Here is a 16302-nt window from a genome sequence, read left to right on the forward strand (position 1 = left end):
CTACACAAGTGAGTGGGGTGAAGCTTATTTCGGCTGCGTGGCCTTGAAGCTTGGCAGAGACTGCATACGTTTCCACCATCCGTCGAAACCGTCCACCGAAAACACCTGCGGTGCATCCGGGGTCATGGCGATGTAGGCGCAGCCCGGTGCCAGGTAAAAGTCGCCGATGCTGGGTTCAAGACCTGCGATATAGGGATCGGTGCCTTTTATTTTCATCAGCTCGCGCAGTACCCGTTTCGAGTTCTCGATCCCTTTGCGTCGCGAATCTTCATTCTGCCCGCCAATGAAGTCAGGAAAAAGATGGTAGCCGAACACTTGCACAAGGTTGCCGTAGCCATAGGAATCATAAATGCCCTGGGCCATGTGGGTGCGCGCGCGGTCGTGGGCGTTGTCAGGGGTGATTGACGGACCTGGCAGCACTTCGTCCAGATAGGCCACGATCGCGCCGGTTTCGATCACCCGGAACCCGTCATGGTCAATGACGGGCACCTTGCCGAAAGGGTGACGCACCAAATGCTCTGGCAGGTGCGGCTCGCCTTTGATCACGTTGACCTACACCTGGTCGAAGTCCGCGTCTTTTTCCGCCAGCAGCATCTTCACGGTGCGCACATAAGTACTGCCGTCAAAACCGTAAAGGGTGAGACTCATGACGATTGCTCCACTATTGAACCGAAGGACGTTATCGAGTCCCTGGCGCTTCAGCGGTTATCGCGACGCCAGAAGACTCGAGCCAGCAGCGCATCGAGGCTGAGCTTGCCGGCACCCGAGAGCAACAGCGGCATAAAGGCCGCGAGGTAGATCAGCGGCAGTTTGAAGTTGCCGTGACCCTTGTTGCTGATGGCGTAACCCTGGGCAAGCTCACTCAATGTAGACCAATCGGCCGGCCAGTGAACGGCGGCGGTCGCGACGACCGTGACCACGATCAAAATGATCGCCGAGATCCGCGTTCCCAGGCCGACCAGTATGGCCAGGGCGCAGATCAGTTCGGCCCACATCGACAGTTCCCAGTTCAGCGAGGCTGGCACGTGGTTGAAGGGGAACGGGAAGCTGTCCTGAATATCGGCGAACCAGTTTTCGCCATTGAATTTTTCCAGTCCTGATTCGAAGAAATCCCAGGCGAGGAACACCCGCAGAGTCAGCGGCGCGATCCAGCTGCCGGCACGGTCGAGGTTCAGGTGCAGGCCTTTCACGGCCGATGAGAGTGAGGTGGTCATGGGCTTGATCTCCGTTCAGTCAGGGAGGTGGGGCAACGCAGTGCCCCACGCAAAGGGTTACTCACCGGCGCCGCATTTGCCTTCGCCACATTTACCTTCCGCCGGTTTTTCTGCCGTGTCGGCCTGGACCTGGCTGTAGCCGTGGGCCAGTTGCTTCATGCTGAATGCTTCGGACTCGGAGGCCGAAGCCACATTGGACAGGGCCAGGCCGCCAGCGATGATCAGGCCGAGGGTCAAGGAAGAAGTCGAGAGCTTGAACATGGTGATACTCCGTAGCATTGAGTGAGTTGAGCGCTTTGATCGGCGTGGCCAATCGACAGGCACAGTTCATCAAGCAGGTGTATCTGCGATGTGTCTTTGGTGTGGGGTTTTAGGGGCGGGGTGTGTCGGGAGGGGCGCTGTACACACTGTGATACGTAACCCCTGAAATTGCTCAGCTAGAACGCAACCCTGTAGCAGCTGTCGAGCCCCGGCGAGGCTGCGTTCGGCTGCGAAGCAGTCGTAAACCCTGTGCACGCGATTTACATGGACTACCGAGCCGCTTGGTTTCACGACTGCTGCGTCCGAACGCGGCCCGAGCCGAACGCAGCCTCGCTGGGGCTCGACAGCTGCTACAGGTAGCCAGTGTCTCGGTACAAAACTGTGATCCGGCCACGACCAACGGCGTCTAGCGTCTGTGTCCCCGCAATCCCATGGGGCGAGACTTCGGAACCCGGCATGCAAGCGCTGTTGAACGAGATCCTTGACGCAGTACGTCCCCTGATCGGCCAGGGCAAGGTGGCTGACTACATTCCCGCCCTCGGTACGGTGCCGGCCGATCAGTTGGGCATCGCGGTGTATGGCAATGACGGCGAACTGTATTGCGCCGGCGATGCCCATACGCTGTTCTCGGTGCAGAGCATTTCCAAGGTGTTCAGCCTGGTGCAGGCCATCGAGCACTCCGGCGAAGCCATTTGGACGCGCCTGGGTCACGAGCCTTCCGGCCAACCGTTCAATTCGCTGGTGCAACTGGAATTCGAGCGCGGACGCCCGCGCAATCCCTTTATCAATGCCGGTGCGCTGGTGATCTGCGACATCAACCAGTCACGCTTTGCCGCGCCGGCACTGTCGATGCGCGACTTTGTCCGTCGGCTGTCCGGCAACCCGCAAGTGATGGTGGACGGCAAGGTCGCCGAGTCCGAATACCAGCATCGCGCGCGCAATGCTGCGATGGCTTATCTGATGCAGTCGTTCGGCAATTTTCACAACGACGTCGAAGCGGTGCTGCGCAGTTACTTCAGCCATTGCGCGCTGCGTATGAGCTGTGTGGATCTGGCGCGGGCGTTCTGTTTTCTGGCCAACGACGGTTTCTGCAAGCACAGCGGCGAAAAGATCCTCACCGCCCGCCAGACCCAGCAAGTCAACTCGATCATGGCCACCAGCGGCCTCTACGATGAAGCCGGCAACTTTGCCTATCGCGTCGGTTTGCCCGGCAAGAGCGGCGTGGGCGGGGGGATTGTCGCGGTGGTGCCGGGGCAGTTCACGGTGTGTGTCTGGTCACCGGAGTTGAACACCGCCGGCAACTCCCTCGCGGGCATGGCCGCGCTGGAGTTGCTGAGTCAGCGGATTGGCTGGTCGGTGTTCTAGGTCAGCGCGGCAACGCTTCGACCCGGCTGCGCAAACACGCCAGCGTTTCATCGTCCAGCACCGTGGTGATGTCCAGGTGCTCTTTTGCCTGAAAGAGGTTCATCGCATCCCGGGTCTGTTTGCCGACGATGCCGTCGACGGGGCCGGGATGCCAGCCCAGGTACGTCAAGTAGGTTTGCGCCATACGGATTCTCAGGTCCGGCGTCCCTCCATAGGAGAACTTCTGATACGCCGCGCTGAGCCGCACGTCGTAGTTGTTGATCGCATAGTTGGGGCCGTTGTAGCGGCGTGCAAAGTTGGCCCAGTCCTTGGCCCGTAATGCCGCGACTGACCCGCCTTCGATCAACGTGCCAACGGTGCACAGCAGTTGTTGGTTTTCGGACTCGACCATCCGCTTGATCATCGTCTCGACATCCGCCGAATTTGTCTGCGCAAAATTGAACCCCATGATCTGCCCCAGCCCCCACGATGTACTTTGCAAGGCTGCGTTCCTGTTCAGGCCGACGGCCAGGTTCAGGCGGTCATATTGATGCGGCCCCGATGCGCCATAGTTGCCGGGGGTTTTGCTGCTGATATCCGGGTGTTGCGCATCAAATTTCTGGTGGGTCAGCCGACTGAATACGTGGCGCTCGTAAAGGATTTTCGGGCGGCGATCGGGATAGAACCCATTGCCGGAGGTTTCTACTGCCAAAACAGCCCAGAGTTGCGCGGCACTGACTTTGGCAAGGTCCAGCGCAGCCGCCAGACCTTCATCGTCAAGGGCCGCTCCATGGCTTGTGAATTCATCGCTCATGACGGCCTCCTTGGAAAACAGGAAACGCTGATGTACCTCTTTCAGCGTAGGAGGGCCGGGTGCAGGGCCGCCGGGTTTTCGATCACCGGTCAGGTCTGCGGTTAATGACGCTCCAGGGATTTTCCTATACATTTTCCGGCCGCCCACTGCATGGTGAAACCGCTTCATGTCTCTTGCGCTCGAACGTCTAGTCGCTGGCACGCCAATCCCTTTCGCCGGGAATCGTGTCTCTGTGGTCAGCCCCGAATTGGCCGCGCGCTTTCAGCCCGGGGACCATTTGCTGGTGGAGCAGGTCAGCGGCGAATTGTTGCTGATTCCGGTGGCTGACCAGCAAGCGGCGGCCATTGCAATCGAGCGTGCCGAAGCGGCGTTCAGCGCAATGTCCGCGGTCTCCGATCAAGCCATCAGCGAGTTCTTTGATCGCTTCGCCCAACGCCTGGAAGACCCTGCCTGCTGGGCTTTGATCGAAGCCGCCAACCGGGCCGACATCGAGCGGGCCAAGGCCCGTGGGCGTTCCACCACGCGGCTTCTGGCGGATGAACGCATGCGCCGCGACATGATCGCCGGCCTCAGGGCCTGGCGCGATGCGTCGGCCACGCGCGGCAAAGTGGTCAGTTGCATCGAGCATGACGGCTGGAAAGTCGAGCAAGTAGTCTCGCCGCTGGGCATCGTCGCTTTCGTCTTCGAAGGTCGACCGAACGTCTTCGCCGACGCCGCCGGTGTGTTGCGCACGGGTAACACGGCGGTGCTGCGCATTGGCAGCGATGCGTTGGGCACGGCGCAAGCCATCGTCACCCACGCGCTGAATCCGGCACTGAGCGACGCCGGGTTGCCGAGCGGCGCGGTGTCGCTGGTGGAAAGCGTCAATCATGCCGCCGGTTGGGCGATGTTCGCCGACCGGCGCCTGTCGCTGGCGGTGGCCCGTGGTTCGGGTCGTGCGGTCAGTCAACTGGGCAGCATCGCCCAACAAGCCGGCACGGCCGTCAGCCTGCACGGCACCGGTGGCGCCTGGCTGATCGCCGACAAGGACGCCGATACCCAGCGCTTTGCCGCGGTGGTGCGCAACTCGCTGGATCGCAAAGTCTGCAACACGATGAACGTCTGCCTGATTCACCGTGACCGTGTCGCGCAATTGCTGCCGCTGTTCCTCGACGCGCTGCAACAGGCCGGCACCGTACGCGGACAGGGCTGCAAATTGCACATCGTCGAAGGTAGCGAGCCGTACTTGCCGACCGATTGGCAGACCGCAAGCGTTGAGGTGTACCGCGCCGATGGCTATCAAACCGAAGCGTTGGCCGAACCGCTGCCCGAGGATCAGTTGGGCCGCGAGTGGGAATGGGAAGAAACCCCGGAAGTCAGCCTGAAGATTGTCGATGACCTGGACAGCGCCATCGCGTTGTTCAATCGCTATAGCCCGCAGTTCACCGTGTCGCTGATCAGTGAAGATGCCGCGGCTCAGGAACGCTTCTACAACGCGGTCAACGCACCCTTTGTCGGTAACGGGATTACCCGCTGGGTCGACGGACAGTACGCGCTGAACAAGCCGGAACTGGGTCTTTCGAACTGGGAAAGCGGTCGCCTGTTTGCTCGCAGTGCGATTCTCTCGGGAGATGGGGTGTTCACGATCCGCAGTCGCATGACCCAGACGGATCTGTCGGTCAAACGCTGATCCAGCACCACGACCCCAGTCAACGGCCGCACTATACTTAATGTGCGTCCGTATGGGCGCGGCGAGCACTCCAAAATGAATCAGATGTCCATAACGCTCGCCTGAGAGTCAGAAGGCTGCACAGCCAATGGATGGGCAGTGCATCTGATGACGGAGAGAGGGTTACACCATGAAACTTCATTCCTTTCAACAATACTCTCATGATCTGGAAAGGGGCGTTCACGACACGTGGATTACCGCGAGGGTGAAGTCAGCCCTGGCAATGGCTGAACCAAGCCTTGGCCTGCAAATCCATGTCAAAACCCACGGGGGCACGGTGGCATTGAGCGGTCGTGTCAACACCCATAAACAGTGTGAGCAGGCTGTTGCTCTGACCCGTTCGGTTCAGGGGGTCGTCGACATCGATGCCAAAGACTTGCTGACTCACGTGTTCACGCCCGGCAGTATTCCAGAACCCCCCAACGCCGAAGAGAGCGCTGAAATTCGGCCACAATCTTCAGCAAAGATGGACGATAAATAACCCAGTCGATCGTGTCAGTGCAGCGCTCCCGTGAGCCGGGAGCGCTGCGTCGATCGTCTATCTGCCAATGGATACACGCTTCAGGCTGCTGCTTCTATGGCTCGGGCTTGAAGGGCGCAGGTATCCGGATACTCGGCGAGCGCGACAAAACGGTGGCTGTTGGCATCCAGGGCGTCGACCGAACCGGTCTCGATGTCGTAGACCCAACCATGCAGATTCAACAGGCCTTTCTCCTGAGCCAGGCGCACGCTCGGATGCGTCTGGATATTGGCCAGTTGCGCAATGACATTCTCCCGCACCATTGAACTCACCTTCGCCGCTTCACTGGCGTGAGGGCGGGATTCGTTAATGACTTTCGCTGACTCGGCGTGTTGCAACCAGCCGCTGACGGCGGGCAGGTGGTCCATGCATGTGCACTTGGCGACGGCGGTCATGGCGCCGCAGTCCGAGTGCCCGCAGATCACAATATCGGTGACGCCGAGCACCGCGACCGCATATTCGACCGTGGCCGACACACCGCCGGGGTGAGGGCTGTAGGAGGGCACGATGTTGCCGGCATTGCGGATCACAAACAGTTCACCGGGTTCTTGTTGGGTCAACAGTTCTGGCACGACACGGCTGTCGGAACAGGTGATGAACAGTGTGCCCGGATTCTGGGTGGTAGCCAGGTGTTTGAACAGGTCGGTGCGTTGCGGAAAGGCGTCTTTCTGGAACTTCAAAAAACCTTCGATGAGCGCTTTCATGGCGATGTCCTCATACGTGAATCAAATGATTATTTTGTAGCAGCTGCCGAGCCTGCGAGGCTGTGGCGAGGGGATTTATCCCCGTTCGGCGGCGAAGCCGTCGTAATCCATTGGATGCGGAGTGGTTGGAAAAACAGGGGCCGCTTCGCAGCCCAACGGGGATAAATCCCCTCGCCACAGCCTCGCAGGCTCGGCAGCTGCTACGGATATAGCGTCGTGGTGCGGGCCGGTATCCACTTAGAAAGGACGCAGCGGCAGGAATTTGCCGTCGAGAGTGATCACCGCGCGGGAGCCGCCTTCCGGGTCTTCGACTTTCTTCATATCGAGCTTAAAGTTGATCGCACTGATGATGCCGTCGCCGAATTGCTCATGAACCAGGGCTTTCAAGGTGGTGCCGTAAATCTGGATCATTTCGTAGAAGCGGTAGATGGTCGGGTCGGTCGGGACACCCGAGAGGCTGCCGCGTAGCGGGATGACCTGCAGGCGGGCCACGGTGTCGGCGTCCAGGTCCAGTTTTTCGCCAATCACTTTGGCGGCGCTTTCCGGCAGCGGGTGCTGACCGAGCAGGGCGGCAGTGACGTAGGCCAGACCGAGGCCGGTGCCGTCGGTCAGGTCCTGCCAGGACAGGCTTTTGCGCGCTTTTGCATCGAGGATCGACGTGGTCAGGGCCAGGCTTGGGTCGTTGTAAGCGTGGGACTGTTGCATGGTGTTTCTCCTGTCGGGAGTGATGTTGCTTGGGTGTGGAGCAATCTTCTGCTGATCGATCCATAGCGTCCAAGACCGATATACAATGCGGCGCATAAGCACAGCCTATAGATGGTGATTCCCCATGCTGCTCCGACATTTGCGCTATTTGCTGGCGGTCGCCGATCACGGCGGTTTCACTCGCGCCGCCGAGGCGCTTCACGTCTCGCAGCCGACCCTGTCCCAACAGATCCGGCAACTGGAAGAAACCCTGGGCGTGAGCCTGTTCGACCGAACCTCGCGCACGGTGAAACCCACCGATGCGGGAGAGGCCTACATCGAATGTGCTCGTCGGGTGCTGGTGGAACTGGAGGCCGGCAAACGTGCGCTGCATGACGTAAAGGACTTGTCCCGCGGCACCTTGCGGCTGGCCATGACCCCAACGTTCATGGCGTACCTGGTGGGGCCGTTGGTGCGCGATTACGTGGCGCGGTATCCGAACATCCATCTACAGATTTTCGAGCTGTCGATGGATGACATCGAGGCCGGGCTGGTGGATGACTCACTGGACATCGCCATCGCGTTTACCCAGGTCAGAAATGCCGACATCGAGTCTATCCCGGCGTTTACCGAGACGTTGGGCGTCATGGTGGGGCGCGATCACCCGTTATACGAAAGCCAGGTCGCGTTGTCCGCGCAAGAGGTCGCGCAATTGGAATTTGCGCTACTGGCCCCCGACTTCGTTACCCGCACCCGCATTGATGAGTACTTTGCCCAGGAGCAGATCACGCCGAAGGTGGTGATCGAGGTCAACTCGGTGAGCACCTTGCTGGAAGTCATTCGGCACACCGCCATCGCCACCATCCTTCCGGAGCCCATTGCTACCGAGGGTCGGGCGTTGCGCAAGATCCCGTTGTTGGGGGAGGCACCCAAACGAGGGGCCGCGCTGCTTCGACGCAAAAACAACTATCACAGCGCCGCGTCGGTGGCTTTTATGGAACTGGTGTTGGGTGCAGCTGCAGGTGAGTCGACGACCTCAGTCCTCTATTAATTGGCACACCCCATTGGGTGCCTTGCCAGTGGAGGACACCGTGACCGAGTCGTCATCGGAGAGGAGGATCGAGATGACGACGCCCGAACCCCTGGCTTCGAAACGGCGATCGTCAATGGCTTTGGTCTCGGCTTCCTTGCTGTTGATCAACACCGGTCCGTCCTGATCCGCGTGGACGATGATTTTGCCTGGGCAGTCCGCATCGAATAACGGAACGCCGATGATGCTGTTTGCATGGGCAGCACTGGCCATTACGAGTAACAGCAAGCCTGTCAGTTGTATGTTCATCACAAACCTCCAATGATCCAGTGCACACGGTTAACGATAGCGTTGTTTGGTGAGCACGAGACAAACAAAAAGGCCCCGCTCGATGTGACGAGCGGGGCCTTTTTGATGGGGGGTGGAATGAAACCCCTGGGAGGTATCAGGAGAACCGGTCAATCACCCGAACTTCGTTCTGGTTCTGCATCGAGGCCCATGCCTGTTTCAGCGTTTGCAGAACATTACCGATGAAGTTCTTGTCAGCCGCGGCTTTCTTGCCGACATAGCCTTGGCCGCGACGGTACATCTTCAGTCGGGCGAGCAGGTTCTGGTTGTTCTTGTCGAACTCCGCTTCATGGGCGTGAGGCGACAGGCAGTCGATCTGCACCTGGCCCGACTTGCTGATCCACAGAATATGGCTGTCATGGCTGTCTTTCTGCGCAGCGAACAGATGAGCCAGTTCATCGATAGTAGGTTGATTGTTCAGATTCATAATAAGCCCCTTGACCATTTGGTGATCTTTCAAAGTTGATTCGCTAATACAGGTAGCCCATCGGTTAGTTGATCCCTGGCACCGAAACCAGGACGTCAGCGGTCGGCCGCCAAATTGACGGGGTCCCGCGTCTGTTGCATGTAGTCGTGTTGAATAACTGCTACGCAATAGCGTCACAACGAGGAGAAGCGGCGAAAACCTTCTGGCCACTGCCGACATTTTCAGGGTCGGCCACAAGCTTCATGAGGATTGATCGCCAGCGCTTCTCGTCCTTGTACTGGACGTTCAGGCCAGGTCAGCTTCTTCAATCTGCCTTGTGGGCAGCGTGTATCCGGGAAAAACAGCTCGGCGGTCAGACGAGCTTGCTCAAACGTGTTGCCTGTTCTCCCGATCGGGGAGACGTCTGCATCATGCAAGGGCAAATCGGAGGCGTCAACGGTTTTGTAGTGATTATTTTTGGTCACTACATATTGTCGGACAAAGTCGTTTGGAATTAAAAAGTGGAATTGGAAAGCGCCAGTCAGGACGATGGCAACGATGTCTGGAATCGGTAAACGGTGCAGGGATAACCGTCTACCGGCAGCTGATGCAGGGTGAACTCGCCATGGGTGAGATCAGCCAAGACCCGGGCCCAGAACCGCTGCGCAGGCTGATTCACGTCGAGGTGGAAAATTTGCCATTGACCGGGGAGCCGGCTCAAGAGGGTGGAAACGACAAACTTCGCGACGCCTTGGCCACGAAAGCGTCGACTGACAAAGAAGTAGCCGATGTTGTACTCGGCGCCGTGAAGATGGGTTTCGTCATCCACCGTCACGAAGCCGGCCAATTCTGCGTCGACCTTGATCAGAAACGGCCTGGTTGCGGGGTTGCGCCAGTAACCCGGTTTGGGCTGAGCGTTGAAGAAGCCATGCTCACCGAGCTTCAGCGGCAACCACTCGCTGAAGTCATACAGGTAGAACTGCATCAGGTTTTCAATCGTTTCCAGTTCGTCGCGTTGGGCGGCGTGCAGTTCGATCAAGGGCATGCGGATTGGCTCCTGATGCGCGGGCCATCCTTGGCCCAAGTGCGATCACTCAGTGGGGGCGAAATCGTATTTCCCACCTTTTTTCAGTGCGGCTTGATAGGCCGGGCGAGCCTGAAAGCGATCAATCCAGGCCGCTATATGAGGATAGTTGCCGAGCTTGCCTTGGGCTCTGGCGATCTCGCCGATAAAACTCATCTGGATGTCGGCGGCGCTGAATTCATTGCCCAGCAGGTAATCGGACTGGCTCAGAGCTGTGTCGAGGTAGCTCAGGTAGTTGGCCACCTCCGAATTGATCCGCGGATGCAACGGCGTGCCGGCTTCACCGAGCCGTCTCACGTACAGGTTCAACATCAGCGGCAACATCGCCGAGCCTTCGGCGAAATGCAGCCACTGCACGTATTCGTCATAGGCGGGGGTGGATGGATCGGGTTGCAGGCGACCGTCGCCATGGCGGCGAATCAGGTAGTCGATGATCGCCGAAGACTCGATCAGTTTTTGCGCGCCGTCTTCGATGACCGGTGATTTACCCAGGGCATTGATCGCTTTCAATTCCGGCGGTGCCAGGTTGGTCTTCGGGTCGCGCTGATAGCATTTCAGCTCGTAAGGGATGGCCAGTTCTTCCAGCAACCAGAGAATCCGCTGGGAGCGGGAGTTGTTCAGGTGATGCACGATAATCATGGTCGATGCCTTATCAGAAAATGGGGCTGTTGCTGGGCTTGAAGAACACTAGACCCTTTTGGCTCGCCCGAAGTGCCCTCAAGCCTTGCTCGCCGGTTTTGCCGCGCGTTTGGTGCCCGTCGAGGGCTTGCGTTTGGCGGGCTTGCGTTTGTTTTTCCACGGTGTGGCACCGCGCCCGGCGGGGCTTGCCGGTCCGCTGATGGTCAGGCTCAGGCCGGCGCAACGGGCGACCTGTTTGCTCATCCATGCGGCCTGCTTGGTGACGAACTCTTCCAGACTCATCTCGCCGCTCTGCACCATGTCCAGCGCCTGCTCCCAGATTGCCGTGGTCCCGGGGTCGGCGATGGCACGCGGCACGGCATCGATCAGGCTGAACGCGGCCGGGGTGGCGGCCAGGGCCTTGCCGTTCTTGATCAGATAACCACGGTCGAGCAGGCCCTGGATGATCGAGGCGCGGGTCGCTTCAGTGCCGATGCCGGTGGTGTCCTTGAGTTTCTGCTTGAGCAGAGGATCTTCCACCAGTTTGGCGACGTTCTTCATCGCCTTGATCAGATCGCCTTCGGTGAACGGTTTGGGCGGTTGCGTCCAGAGGTCCTTGAGCTTCACGTCGGCCACCGCGCAGTCACGTCCTTCGGCCAATGCCGGCAGCGTTTGCGGCGCCGGTGCTTCGCGGCCCTTGGCTGGGGCGAGGGCCTCGGGCAGGGCGCGCTTCCAGCCGGGCTCGACGATCTGCTTGCCAACAGCACGCAAGGCTTCACCGGCGCAGTTGAAGTCGGCCTGGGTCCGGTCGTATTCATGGTTGGGCAGAAACTGCGCCAGATAACGTGCGCGGATCAGTGTGTAGACCGCCCGCTGCTTGCCCACCAGCCGCTCGAGGTTCTTCGCCGCAGCGGTGGGGATGATGCCGTGGTGAGCGCTGACCTTGGCGTCGTTCCAGGCCCGTGAGCGGCGCTGAGGCTCCAGGAAATCGTTCAAGGGGTTCAGTGCCGGATCAGCCTGCCTCAGCGCGGCCAGAATGCCCGGTGCTTCGCTGTGCTGACTCACGGGCAGATACCCGCAGTCGCTGCGTGGATAGGTGATGACCTTGTGGGTTTCGTACAGGGCCTGGGCGATGTCGAGGGTTTCCTGGGCGCCGAGCCCGAGCTTCTTCGAGCAGACTTCCTGCAAGGTGCCCAGATCGAAGGGCAGGGGTGCCACTTCGCGCATCCGCTCGGTGCGCAGTTTGATCACCCGGGCACTCGCCGCACTGCCAATTGCCGCCGCTGCATTTTGCGCCAACGCCTGATTCAGGCAGCGATCCTGATCGTCGCAAACCTCGGAGGCAGCACGCCACTGGGCGGTGAACGCGGTGCCGTCGTGCAGTAGTTGCACATCGATGGCCCAATAGGCGACCGGCACGAAATCGGCGATGCTGCGGTCGCGATCCACCACCAGGCGCAGGGTCGGCGTTTGCACCCGACCGACCGGCAATACGCCCTGATAACCGGACTGGCGCCCCAACAGCGTGAACAGCCGACTCATGTTCATCCCGATCAACCAGTCGGCCCGGGAACGCCCGAGTGCCGAATGGTAAAGGCTAAAGGTCTCGGCCCCGGGCTTCAGGGCTGCCAACGCCTTGCGGATCGACGCATCGTCCAGCGCCGACAGCCATAGCCGCTGGATCGGCCCCCGATACCGGCAATGCTCCACCAGTTCCCTGGCGATCATCTCGCCCTCACGGTCGGCGTCGGTGGCGATCACCAGTTCGCTGGCCTCGCCAAGCAGCCGTTTGACCGCTTTGTACTGGCTGGCCGTGCGCGGTTTGACGGTCATCTTCCACTTCTCTGGAATGATCGGCAGATCCGCCAGCACCCAGCGCTTGTAGCGCGCGTCATAGGCGTCCGGCGGCGCGGTTTCCAGCAGATGGCCGATGCACCAGGTCACCGTGACGTCCGTTCCCAGCCAGCAGCCGTCGCCACGACGCCTGGCGCCGAGGACGGCCGCAATGTCTTTGGCCTGGGAAGGTTTTTCACAGAGGTACAGCCGCATAACCACCATCGCTCATCAACTGTCGAGAGGCGGACAGAATGGCGGCTGATGAGCGATGGGGCAATCTTTATCTGTATGGATGTACAGTCGGTGCGTTGCGATTCATTGCACAGGCTCCTCAGTAGTTCAGATTAACCACCGGTTGGTCCAGCTTCGCCCCGGGCTCTCGCCTGAGAAGGGTCAGCAACGCTGCGGTAATGACGTTCACATCATTGTCGAAGCCTCCGTGGGAAGTATCCTTTTTGGTGCCCGCGCCGTAGTTCATTTTTGGATCGTTGAAGATATGCAGGGTTTGCGCGAATGCTTCCGGAAGCCCGCGACCCGTCGCGGCAAACCCGGTCGGAATGGTTTTCCCAAAGTAAAACTGGTTCCACTGTTCGGTCATGTTTTTGGCGGCGATGTTCCACTCCGCCAGATCGGGATTGCTGAAGTCCTGGCACTGCTTGTCCAGGCTTTTGGCCATGCCCAGCAGCGGCATGCGTTGCAGTTCTTCATAGGCACGGGAAACGAGGTACAGCAGGGATTTGTGGTACACGCCGATGACGTTGTCATCCTGTTCACGACTGTCGGACATGAGGTGAATGTGGAAATCTTTGCGCTTGAGGCCTCCACCTTCGATGACTTTGCGGTAGGTCTGGTTGGCGAAATCGAGGGTGCAGGCCGGGGCCATCAGCGTCGACGTTTCGGTGGGCAAACCCCTGGCCCACAGCAGTTGAATCAAGTGGCCATTGATCAGAGAGCCCGCGGAATGGCCGATCAGGTGCAGCTCGACGTTCTTCTTGCCCATGTCGGCGACCAGGTTTTTCAGCGACTCCGCCATTTCCACCAGGCCGCGCGGGGTAAAGCCGACCACTGCGGCGGCTTCGGCGTTCTGTTTCATCTGACTCCACTGGTCGCCGCCGGGTTTTTTGGTCGCCAGTTCCAGCGTGCGATCAAAGCCTTCCACGGCTTTGTCCTTGATGGCCTTCAATGCATCGCTGATGCTGCCGGCTTCGGGAAATAGTCCAGGCAGGGTGTCCTGGACGATATCCGCCAGCGTCTCGAGGGCCCCGGTGCGCCAGGTGACAAACAGCGGATAGATGCCGTTTTCAAGGAAGTAGGGCGCCATCGCACAGATTCGATTGATGGAATCCTGCTCGGAATTGAGCCCGCCGTGGGCAATGACGGCGATACGCAGCACAGGGGGTTTGTTTGCGGCCGGCAGCTTGTCGTACCAGGCGCGAGGCGCCTCGTAGACGATGCGCTTGACGCCCGCCCGGACGTTTTCCACATCGGTAAGGCGAGGGCCGATGCTGCCATTGTTTTCCATCACGATGGTCAGGCCATAAGCCTGATCCTTGGTCAACAGCGGCGGCCCTTTGCGATCGGGCTCGCAGGCGCTGGCCGTGAACAGGGAAAACCCTTCGCGCTTGGCGCTTGAGCTCGACAGCGCGCTACGAAACGGTGATTGAGCACCGTTGCGGGAGCCTGAAGGGCGTGCGTTTTTCGATAGCGCGCCGCGTTCGATCGGCACCCCGAGGGCCACGGTCCAGGCGTCGGTGCCATTGGCCAGCCAGTCCTCGAACGTCAGGATGGCGAAGCCGGAAAATCCCCAGTCGGTTGACCAGGAATTCTGCACGATGAACCCCTGACTGGTGTACCCGATCAAGGCAAAGGCGTGACCGCCCTCACTGGCTGCCGGCCATTTGATGACGGGCAGCTGAGACATGCTCTGGAACTCCACCGCCGGCTGTTTTTTGCCTTTGGGCCGCATCAGTGCCCAGCCCTGATGCACATTGGCAGAGACGAAAAGCGCGCCGGCCTCATACAGCGCCGCCATCATGGCGGTGACATCGTCCTTCTCGACGCGGTAGTAAACCCCCAGCGGCCGCGTCATGGCGTCCATCGCCCAACTCTCCGCCGGTGCTTCAAAGGCCGGAACCGATCCGTCCGGCTTGACGGTATAGGGCCACAGTTCCTGCGCGCAGACGCCGTGTTTGTGCCAACCCTTCAACGCGCCACGACAACTGGAACCCACATAATCCTCGCCTGGCCATTCATCATAGAGTTTGGCCAGATGATAAAGCTGGCGCGGACTCGTTTTGGTGGAGGCCCTGTCTCGCCGCCACAACAGAAAATTGACCACCGCCGCCAGTCCGAACCCGGTGCACGCGCCTTCGCTGCCCTGGTAGAGCACCATGTTTTTGTCCAGGTAGCCCGAGAGTTCGGAGGCAATGTCCTTGTCGGCGGGCCAGGAGGGCGGCAGTGACTGGACGCGAGGGGTAAAAATGCGGTCGCGCAGATCAAGGCGATCCGGACGAGCGTCGAGGGTGATGATCTTTTGATCGAGCGAAAACTGTGTGGCGGGCATGGTGAGGCCCTCAGGTTTCTGAGACTCAAATCCCCACGCCATGCCACGACTGCCTGTCTGAGCAGTAGGGAGGTCAACGGTCCTATTGATCGTAGACGATGTTTCACCGACTTCGAGTGTTTGCCCTGCTTAAAGCGGCATTTCGCTCTTGATCCAGTCCAGAATCGAACCGTGACGCGGCACCCAGCCCAGTTCCGCACGTGCACGCTTGGCGATCACCCGGCTGTTGGTACCGAAGGTGTAATGCACGTGCATCGGGTCCCAGTGCTGTTCTGCTTCTTCCACCGACCACGACTGGACCGGGCCCAGCTCCAAGAATTCCGGGTTATCGGCTCGGCCGCTGGGTACTTTCCGCATGCTCACCGCCGCGTACCTCGCCCGCATGGGCACGCCGCAATCGCCTGAAGATCGCGCTCACACCGGGCCGCGGCCGGCGAGGGGGCTCGTCGGAACGCCGCATCGTCCCGTTCGGCTGCGAAGCCGTCGTGAGTGCAAAATCTGGGTTATACCTGAAAGTCGTGGTCTCAGGTTTTGGGGCTGCAGCGCAGCCCATCAGCATCATGAGGAACGTATTTCATGAAAAGCACCGGTCCTAGTCCTGTCATCACCATCGCAGAGCAGCCGGGCTGCCTGCTTGTAAAGTTTCACGGTATCCAGGTGGCCGCGTCCGCACGGGCGCTGGTGTTGCTTGAGGCCAACTATCCTCCGGTGTATTACGTACCGCGGGAGGATATCGATGAAAAGTACTTTGCCCGCACCGATCACACGAGTTATTGCCCCTACAAAGGCGATGCCAGCTATTTCAGTCTGCAAGTCCCGGGACATGAGGGCGCTAACGCGGTGTGGAGCTATGAAGACCCCAAAGTGTCGGTAGAGCAGATTCGCGGGTACATGGCGTTTTATCCCGATCAAGTCACGTTTGAGGTGCTCAAAGACGTTGAGTGAGGGGCGCTTTCCAGGCACACATGTGTAGCGAGAGGGCGGTGGATCAAGGGCCGACCTGTGTTTTGTTTTTTGTGTGCATATCCGTTTCTGCGGTAACGGCGGCTATTGGTTCCGCCCTTACGGCGGGTCACTTGGAAGAGCCCCAAGTAACCAAGGGCTCTTGCCCCGTTCGTTCGGTGCCTCGCTGTGGCTCGGCATGCCCTCGCTCCGGTCCTGCTCCGTG

Annotated in this window: 19 protein-coding genes; 5 read left to right on the top strand and 14 right to left on the bottom strand. The window is 59.7% G+C overall.

Annotated elements, in window-relative coordinates:
* Positions 1 to 24: 24 nt before the first annotated feature.
* From ACA059_RS13905 to ACA059_RS13920, 4 genes are read right to left on the bottom strand one after another with little or no spacing between them, the layout of a single operon-like run.
* Positions 25 to 546 carry a glutathione S-transferase family protein gene (locus ACA059_RS13905; protein WP_497634345.1) on the bottom strand — a complete coding sequence of 174 codons (522 nt, stop codon included), beginning with the start codon at positions 544 to 546 and terminating at the stop codon, positions 25 to 27.
* 6 nt (positions 547 to 552) lie between these two features.
* The gene (locus ACA059_RS13910; RefSeq protein ID WP_497634346.1) at positions 553 to 648 is read right to left on the bottom strand and encodes a thioredoxin domain-containing protein; all 96 of its coding nucleotides are present in this window, start codon (positions 646 to 648) and stop codon (positions 553 to 555) included.
* 50 nt (positions 649 to 698) lie between these two features.
* On the bottom strand, positions 699 to 1214 hold the full coding sequence (locus tag ACA059_RS13915; RefSeq protein ID WP_497634347.1) for an HvfX family Cu-binding RiPP maturation protein: 516 nt from the start codon (positions 1212 to 1214) through the stop codon (positions 699 to 701).
* 57 nt (positions 1215 to 1271) lie between these two features.
* Entirely contained in the window at positions 1272 to 1475 is a 204-nt protein-coding gene (locus ACA059_RS13920) for an HvfA family oxazolone/thioamide-modified RiPP metallophore (protein WP_059405530.1), read from the bottom strand.
* Between the two features lie 456 nt (positions 1476 to 1931).
* Between ACA059_RS13920 and glsB the strand changes: the two genes are divergently transcribed.
* Positions 1932 to 2840, top strand: coding sequence for a glutaminase B (gene glsB, locus ACA059_RS13925; protein WP_497634349.1), 909 nt, complete (start codon positions 1932 to 1934; stop codon positions 2838 to 2840).
* A gap of 1 nt (position 2841) precedes the next feature.
* Here the strand turns inward: glsB and ACA059_RS13930 are convergent, their stop codons facing one another.
* Positions 2842 to 3633 carry an N-acetylmuramidase domain-containing protein gene (locus tag ACA059_RS13930; RefSeq protein ID WP_497634350.1) on the bottom strand — a complete coding sequence of 264 codons (792 nt, stop codon included), beginning with the start codon at positions 3631 to 3633 and terminating at the stop codon, positions 2842 to 2844.
* Between the two features lie 166 nt (positions 3634 to 3799).
* Between ACA059_RS13930 and ACA059_RS13935 the strand changes: the two genes are divergently transcribed.
* Positions 3800 to 5302, top strand: coding sequence for an aldehyde dehydrogenase family protein (locus ACA059_RS13935; protein ID WP_497634352.1), 1503 nt, complete (start codon positions 3800 to 3802; stop codon positions 5300 to 5302).
* Positions 5303 to 5471: 169 nt separating this feature from the next.
* On the top strand, positions 5472 to 5822 hold the full coding sequence (locus ACA059_RS13940; RefSeq protein WP_497634354.1) for a BON domain-containing protein: 351 nt from the start codon (positions 5472 to 5474) through the stop codon (positions 5820 to 5822).
* An 80-nt stretch (positions 5823 to 5902) separates the two neighbouring features.
* Here ACA059_RS13940 and ACA059_RS13945 read toward each other — a convergent pair whose 3' ends face one another.
* A complete protein-coding gene (locus ACA059_RS13945; RefSeq protein WP_497634355.1) occupies positions 5903 to 6565 on the bottom strand; it encodes a carbonic anhydrase in 663 nt (220 codons plus the stop codon).
* A gap of 237 nt (positions 6566 to 6802) precedes the next feature.
* Entirely contained in the window at positions 6803 to 7270 is a 468-nt protein-coding gene (cynS, locus tag ACA059_RS13950; protein WP_497634357.1) for a cyanase, read from the bottom strand.
* Positions 7271 to 7394: 124 nt separating this feature from the next.
* On the opposite strand from cynS, the gene cynR reads away from it, so the two are divergent.
* Positions 7395 to 8300 (top strand): transcriptional regulator CynR, encoded by a 906-nt coding sequence (gene cynR, locus ACA059_RS13955; protein WP_497634359.1) that lies wholly within the window; start codon positions 7395 to 7397, stop codon positions 8298 to 8300.
* Here the strand turns inward: cynR and ACA059_RS13960 are convergent.
* From ACA059_RS13960 to ACA059_RS13990, 7 genes are all read right to left on the bottom strand, one after another.
* Complete coding sequence (locus tag ACA059_RS13960) at positions 8286 to 8588, bottom strand: hypothetical protein (RefSeq protein WP_497634361.1); 303 nt, start codon at positions 8586 to 8588, stop codon at positions 8286 to 8288. The two genes, cynR and ACA059_RS13960, sit on opposite strands and share 15 nt — an antisense overlap.
* A 136-nt stretch (positions 8589 to 8724) precedes the next feature.
* Entirely contained in the window at positions 8725 to 9054 is a 330-nt protein-coding gene (locus ACA059_RS13965; RefSeq protein ID WP_497634362.1) for a hypothetical protein, read from the bottom strand.
* Positions 9055 to 9574: 520 nt separating this feature from the next.
* Positions 9575 to 10078: a GNAT family N-acetyltransferase gene (locus tag ACA059_RS13970; RefSeq protein ID WP_497634363.1), complete on the bottom strand. Its 504-nt coding sequence runs from the start codon at positions 10076 to 10078 to the stop codon at positions 9575 to 9577.
* A 45-nt stretch (positions 10079 to 10123) separates the two neighbouring features.
* The gene (locus ACA059_RS13975) at positions 10124 to 10756 is read right to left on the bottom strand and encodes a glutathione S-transferase family protein (protein WP_497634365.1); all 633 of its coding nucleotides are present in this window, start codon (positions 10754 to 10756) and stop codon (positions 10124 to 10126) included.
* Positions 10757 to 10834: 78 nt separating this feature from the next.
* Positions 10835 to 12784 (bottom strand): DNA topoisomerase III, encoded by a 1950-nt coding sequence (locus tag ACA059_RS13980; protein WP_497634367.1) that lies wholly within the window; start codon positions 12782 to 12784, stop codon positions 10835 to 10837.
* 118 nt (positions 12785 to 12902) lie between these two features.
* Entirely contained in the window at positions 12903 to 15134 is a 2232-nt protein-coding gene (locus ACA059_RS13985; RefSeq protein ID WP_497634369.1) for a C1 family peptidase, read from the bottom strand.
* 129 nt (positions 15135 to 15263) lie between these two features.
* The gene (locus ACA059_RS13990; protein ID WP_497634371.1) at positions 15264 to 15491 is read right to left on the bottom strand and encodes a hypothetical protein; all 228 of its coding nucleotides are present in this window, start codon (positions 15489 to 15491) and stop codon (positions 15264 to 15266) included.
* A gap of 219 nt (positions 15492 to 15710) precedes the next feature.
* Between ACA059_RS13990 and ACA059_RS13995 the strand changes: the two genes are divergently transcribed.
* Positions 15711 to 16079, top strand: coding sequence for a DUF427 domain-containing protein (locus tag ACA059_RS13995; protein WP_111452527.1), 369 nt, complete (start codon positions 15711 to 15713; stop codon positions 16077 to 16079).
* Positions 16080 to 16302: the final 223 nt, after the last annotated feature.

Source organism: Pseudomonas sp. LBUM1647 (genome assembly GCF_059716175.1).

Excerpts from the sequence above, each read along its gene's own strand:
- ACA059_RS13910 (WP_497634346.1), bottom strand. The coding sequence starts at position 648 with ATGAGTCTCACCCTTTACGGTTTTGACGGCAGTACTTATGTGCGCACC.
- ACA059_RS13915 (WP_497634347.1), bottom strand. The coding sequence starts at position 1,214 with ATGACCACCTCACTCTCATCGGCCGTGAAAGGCCTGCACCTGAACCTC.
- ACA059_RS13920 (WP_059405530.1), bottom strand. The coding sequence starts at position 1,475 with ATGTTCAAGCTCTCGACTTCTTCCTTGACCCTCGGCCTGATCATCGCT.
- glsB (WP_497634349.1), top strand. The coding sequence starts at position 1,932 with ATGCAAGCGCTGTTGAACGAGATCCTTGACGCAGTACGTCCCCTGATC.
- ACA059_RS13930 (WP_497634350.1), bottom strand. The coding sequence starts at position 3,633 with ATGAGCGATGAATTCACAAGCCATGGAGCGGCCCTTGACGATGAAGGT.
- ACA059_RS13935 (WP_497634352.1), top strand. The coding sequence starts at position 3,800 with ATGTCTCTTGCGCTCGAACGTCTAGTCGCTGGCACGCCAATCCCTTTC.
- ACA059_RS13940 (WP_497634354.1), top strand. The coding sequence starts at position 5,472 with ATGAAACTTCATTCCTTTCAACAATACTCTCATGATCTGGAAAGGGGC.
- ACA059_RS13945 (WP_497634355.1), bottom strand. The coding sequence starts at position 6,565 with ATGAAAGCGCTCATCGAAGGTTTTTTGAAGTTCCAGAAAGACGCCTTT.
- cynS (WP_497634357.1), bottom strand. The coding sequence starts at position 7,270 with ATGCAACAGTCCCACGCTTACAACGACCCAAGCCTGGCCCTGACCACG.
- cynR (WP_497634359.1), top strand. The coding sequence starts at position 7,395 with ATGCTGCTCCGACATTTGCGCTATTTGCTGGCGGTCGCCGATCACGGC.
- ACA059_RS13960 (WP_497634361.1), bottom strand. The coding sequence starts at position 8,588 with ATGAACATACAACTGACAGGCTTGCTGTTACTCGTAATGGCCAGTGCT.
- ACA059_RS13965 (WP_497634362.1), bottom strand. The coding sequence starts at position 9,054 with ATGAATCTGAACAATCAACCTACTATCGATGAACTGGCTCATCTGTTC.
- ACA059_RS13970 (WP_497634363.1), bottom strand. The coding sequence starts at position 10,078 with ATGCCCTTGATCGAACTGCACGCCGCCCAACGCGACGAACTGGAAACG.
- ACA059_RS13975 (WP_497634365.1), bottom strand. The coding sequence starts at position 10,756 with ATGATTATCGTGCATCACCTGAACAACTCCCGCTCCCAGCGGATTCTC.
- ACA059_RS13980 (WP_497634367.1), bottom strand. The coding sequence starts at position 12,784 with ATGCGGCTGTACCTCTGTGAAAAACCTTCCCAGGCCAAAGACATTGCG.
- ACA059_RS13985 (WP_497634369.1), bottom strand. The coding sequence starts at position 15,134 with ATGCCCGCCACACAGTTTTCGCTCGATCAAAAGATCATCACCCTCGAC.
- ACA059_RS13990 (WP_497634371.1), bottom strand. The coding sequence starts at position 15,491 with ATGCGGAAAGTACCCAGCGGCCGAGCCGATAACCCGGAATTCTTGGAG.
- ACA059_RS13995 (WP_111452527.1), top strand. The coding sequence starts at position 15,711 with ATGAAAAGCACCGGTCCTAGTCCTGTCATCACCATCGCAGAGCAGCCG.